This window comes from Bradyrhizobium sp. UFLA05-125, assembly GCF_059803515.1.
This window is the reverse complement of the sequence record NZ_JBANBJ010000149.1, coordinates 1-4025: the sequence shown is the minus strand read 5'-3', so window position 1 is coordinate 4025 and position 4025 is coordinate 1. Positions and strand designations below refer to the sequence as shown.

The following is a 4025-nucleotide window of genomic DNA, read 5'->3' as shown; positions in this document are numbered from 1 at the left end:
CGGTGATTCGTTTTTCAACGACCACCCTTTGGCACATTCGATGCCGGGAGCGGGCGTCGTCCACCACATCATTTTCGTCGGTTTCAGCGGGGGTGTCGGCAGGTTGATGTCCGCTTCCACCCCGTGAGCGCCGAACCGGGGCCGGGCCAGAAGCGTTGCGCTTGGACGGACCCCCGTGATTCAAACTCCCAAACTGGGGGTCGAATCATGCGCTACGAACTCGCCGACTATGAATGGGTTGCCATCAAGCCCATGCTGCCAAACAAGCCGCGTGGCGTTCCTCGGGTAAACGACCGGCGTGTTCTCAATGGCATCTTCTGGGTCCTGCGATCCGGGGCACCTTGGCGCGATTTGCCGGATCATTTTGGCCCTTACACGACCTGCTATAGCCGTTTCGTCCGCTGGCGGCGGGCTGGTGTCTGGGGCCGCATCATGGACGCACTTGCCGCTGCCCACGATGCCGCTGTCCAGATGATCGACACCACCATTGTCCGTGTGCATCAGCATGGAGCCTGCATCACACGAAACCAGCGCCAATCGATGGGGAGGTCACGCGGCGGCTTGACGAGCAAAATTCATGCGGTGGTCGATAGCAATGGTCTGCCGGTACGGCTGGCGCTGAGCCCACGGTGAGGCGCACGACGTTCGACTTGCCGGAAAACTGCTGTCTCGTCTGAAAGTCGGGTCAATGGTGCTTGCTGACCGTGGCTATGATGCCGACTGGATCAGAGAGCTTGCCATGAGGAAGCGCGCGTGGGCCAACATCCCACCGAAAAGCAATCGCAGCGATCCGATCTGCTTCAGCCCCTATCTCTACCGCGCTCGCAACCAGGTCGAGCGGTTCTTCAACAGGATCAAACAATGTCGTCGGGTGGTAACGCGCTACGACAGGCTCGCCGTCAACTACCTTGCCTTCGTTCAACTCGCGTCAATCAGGCTCTGGCTGCGCCTTAATGAGTCCGCGTCCTAGAACTGCAATAATCGGCTTCCGCATTTTAGGCTCCATGGTTTTCAGAACCTAACCAATGATCTTGCATGGTAGGCGTTCCTAAACATGCGCGCTCGCCAGCGGCCTGTTCTCGCAAGAAGTCAGTCCGGCGCTTCACGCCCCTGGGTAGTCAGTTCGTATCGATCGCCGTTCTTCGTCAGCCAACCGCCCTCAACCATGCGGAGCACAAACGATTTCGTGCAAACTGGGTGAAAGGTGCCCGGGTGATAGATCTGGTTGTTTCGCTCGACCAGGTAGCCATAGAGCCGAGCCTGCCGCAGAATCTTTTGCATCCCTAATGAGAGAACCAACATAACAATTGTTCAAGCATCGGCTTGAAAGAGTGTTCCAAGGGTGGCGAGACATTGTCGGCGTGTTTTATTGCCGCACGCAGTCACAGCTCCCGCCCTATAGCCGGATGGATTCGGTTCTTGACCTTGATCCAGAATTTCTGCCGACCTGCGCGGTAAGGTCGATCGCGATGTTTAGAAACCAGAGCCTCTAACCCCATTCGGCAGGCGGCCGGGAATAGGTCCGGGCCGATCTCGTCCCGCTCGAAGGCAGCAATCGTGATCCCGTCCGCCAGCAATTGCTCGAGGTTGGTCTTGCGCATGTGTAAGGGCAGGGACCGCAGATCATTGCCGCCCAGGGCCAGAATGTCGAAGGCGTAGAGTTGGACTTCGTGATCGTGTTTGCGGGAGTCAGTGCATTGAAATCGGAAATGCCGTCAACGCCAAGGATCACGGCCTCGCCGTCAATGACGAAATGCTTCTGCCGGTTCTTTAGCGCGGCCCCAGCAATCAATGGATAGCGCTTTGTCCAGTCGCTGCCGTTCCGCGAGAGCAGGCGCACGCGCTCGTCCTCCCGGATTACCAGCATCCGGTAGCCGTCCGCTTTCACCTCATGAAGCCAATCCGGGCAGGACGGGACCTGCTTGCCGGCGGTCGCCAGACAGAGCTCGTACGCCATGCGCATAAAGCCAAAGATAGGGATTTGCTGATTATTTTGCGAATCGAGGAACGCGCCCGAGCTTTCGCCGTTCTGGATCTTCGGAGCGCATCTGGAAAACAGCAGCATGGCGGCCTCAGCTACGCTCCACGAGCTGGGGCCGCTTTTTGCGGCGCGCAGACACACGTTCTGTTCTTTTGCAACTGCAAAAGCACATTCAGATTGGGTCGTCGAGAACGAAACAAATCGAATCCGTCAGGCCCGAGGCGGTGGATCAGGGGCCCTGCCTTGTTCGCCGATCTCCGCCATGGCGCGTTCCGCTTCTGCCGCTAGCACCCCTTCTCAACCGAAAGACCGGCCACCGCATCAAGTACGCCAAGGTGGACGCTAATACAGGCGAGGAGGTCGACAACGAGGACATCGTCAAGGGCTACAAGGTCGACACCGACACATTCATCGAGGTGACGAAGGAAGATCTCGAGAACGTCGCGCTGGAATCGACGCGAACGATCGAGATTGACGAGTTCGTCGACCGCAGCGAGATTGATCCAAGAGATCTGATCCGTCCCTACTATCTGCGACCCGACGGTAAAGTTGGGCACGACGCTTTCGCGGTCATCCGCATTCGCGCGGTTCGCGATTGCGACGTATTGGAGCGCGAAGGAAAGCGAGAGATCAGAGACAATCCTCGATCCGGATTGGCAGCTTGCGTACGCGCTTGCCGATGGCATCGTGGACGGCGTTGGCGATCGCGTTCATCATGCTGGGCCAAACCATTATCCCAAGCAAAAAGTCAAACGCTTGACCGTACCTACGGATGCGGAGCGAAAGAGAACGGAACCGACTCGTGAGCCGGCGGTTGCGGCGTAGCGCCGCCACCTGAGCTCCCCGCAGAGCTCCATAAATCGGCGTCAAACGGATCCTGGCAGTACCCGCTACCAATCGATGTCCGCTTCGGTCTCGATTGCGACCGCTTTTGAGGACGCAGCAAATGATGCGAGGAGCCATAAGCTGACAAGTCACTTTTCCACAGAGTATGATATACAAGCGGCTCCGTCGTCGGAGCGACATAAAGGGAGCAGATTGACGCTCGATCGTTCAAAGGGCGGATAGACTGGGCTGGCTACGAGCTTGTCTTAGTTGGCAGGTGTTGCCACACCCTCACAAATTCAGGATGAGCGGGGCTATTTTTTCTTGAGATAGGCAATTTCGATCAGCGCGAACGGCATACTAATAGTAACGGAGGCAGATATGAGCAGAATGTTTGTGGATTGCCGAGATTACCCAAGTGAGATGAACTGCACGGTCGCGATTTCAGCTGATACTAAAAAAGAAGTGTTGGAAGCGGCGGTGCAACACGCTGTTTCGGTGCACGGCCATCAAGATAGCCCACAATTGCGTGAGGAATTGGCAAAGATGATCAAGGCCCAATAGGCAGTCAGATTGGTCCGTGATCGCCACAAAAGCGGACAGTCAAGCGCTCGGTGCTTTGCCAATGCATGCGCGTTTATCTCGGGAACATTATTTACCAAGGGAGAAGAGCGTGACTGTGACGGCTTTCAATACCGTGCGCTTTCGCGTGAAGGCGGGGCGCGACCAAGAATTTTTGGACGCACACAAGACGATTGGAGTAACTTGGCAAGGTCTACTCCATGCCAACATTATCAAGACCGGCGACCGTTCCTATTGCATTATCGCCGAGTGGAAAAATATGGACGCATGCATTGCCGCGCGACCTGATATGATTTCGACTCTAAATTCTTTTCGCGATACGCTCGAAGATCTCGGCGGCGGGCTCGGCGTGACTGATCCGGTTGCGGGTCCGGTCATCTTGTCTTTGAAATAGCGATTTTACTGTGCGGGGTGCTGGCCGGCGAGGATTTCGTCGCAGAGCCGGGTAATCAGATCGTGAGCTTGAGCGGGCAACCGGCCGCCGGCTGGTTGGCGGCGGCAGCGCAGCGCTTGAGAATTGCGTAGGCGGTGATCATCTCGCGGGGGATCAGGTCGTGACCGACGCTGAAGTGCTCAAGGGAACGTTGCGTTTGCGCTCCCCACAGTTTGTGTGCCGGTACTTCGACCTTGCCCAGAC

General features: G+C 56.9%; 4 protein-coding genes and 3 pseudogenes. 4 read left to right on the top strand and 3 right to left on the bottom strand.

Annotation, left to right across the window (positions count from 1 at the left end):
• Window positions 1-207 precede the first annotated feature (207 nt).
• Window positions 208-970 (top strand): IS5 family transposase gene (locus tag SO156_RS45495; RefSeq protein WP_498539419.1). Its coding sequence is split into 2 segments (ribosomal slippage): window positions 208-627 and window positions 629-970, totalling 762 coding nucleotides; the frame shifts between segments, so codons are not numbered across the junction.
• A 412-nt stretch (window positions 971-1382) separates the two neighbouring features.
• On the opposite strand, the gene SO156_RS45490 is transcribed toward SO156_RS45495, so the two are convergent.
• Together SO156_RS45490 and SO156_RS45485 are read right to left on the bottom strand one after the other, a co-directional pair.
• Window positions 1383-1622: a DNA ligase-like domain-containing protein gene (locus SO156_RS45490; protein WP_498539420.1), complete on the bottom strand. Its 240-nt coding sequence runs from the start codon at window positions 1620-1622 to the stop codon at window positions 1383-1385.
• 152 nt (window positions 1623-1774) lie between these two features.
• A pseudogene (locus tag SO156_RS45485) lies at window positions 1775-1867 on the bottom strand (ATP-dependent DNA ligase); the annotation flags it as partial.
• A gap of 410 nt (window positions 1868-2277) precedes the next feature.
• Here SO156_RS45485 and SO156_RS45480 point away from each other — a divergent pair.
• From SO156_RS45480 to SO156_RS45470, 3 genes and pseudogenes are all read left to right on the top strand, one after another.
• Window positions 2278-2559, top strand: a pseudogene (locus tag SO156_RS45480) (Ku protein); the annotation flags it as partial.
• A gap of 628 nt (window positions 2560-3187) precedes the next feature.
• Window positions 3188-3370, top strand: coding sequence for a DUF1059 domain-containing protein (locus SO156_RS45475; RefSeq protein WP_458149703.1), 183 nt, complete (start codon window positions 3188-3190; stop codon window positions 3368-3370).
• 16 nt (window positions 3371-3386) lie between these two features.
• Complete coding sequence (locus SO156_RS45470) at window positions 3387-3782, top strand: DUF718 domain-containing protein (protein WP_498539418.1); 396 nt, start codon at window positions 3387-3389, stop codon at window positions 3780-3782.
• Between the two features lie 17 nt (window positions 3783-3799).
• Here SO156_RS45470 and fumC read toward each other — a convergent pair.
• A pseudogene (gene fumC / locus SO156_RS45465) lies at window positions 3800-4023 on the bottom strand (class II fumarate hydratase); the annotation flags it as partial.
• Window positions 4024-4025: the final 2 nt, after the last annotated feature.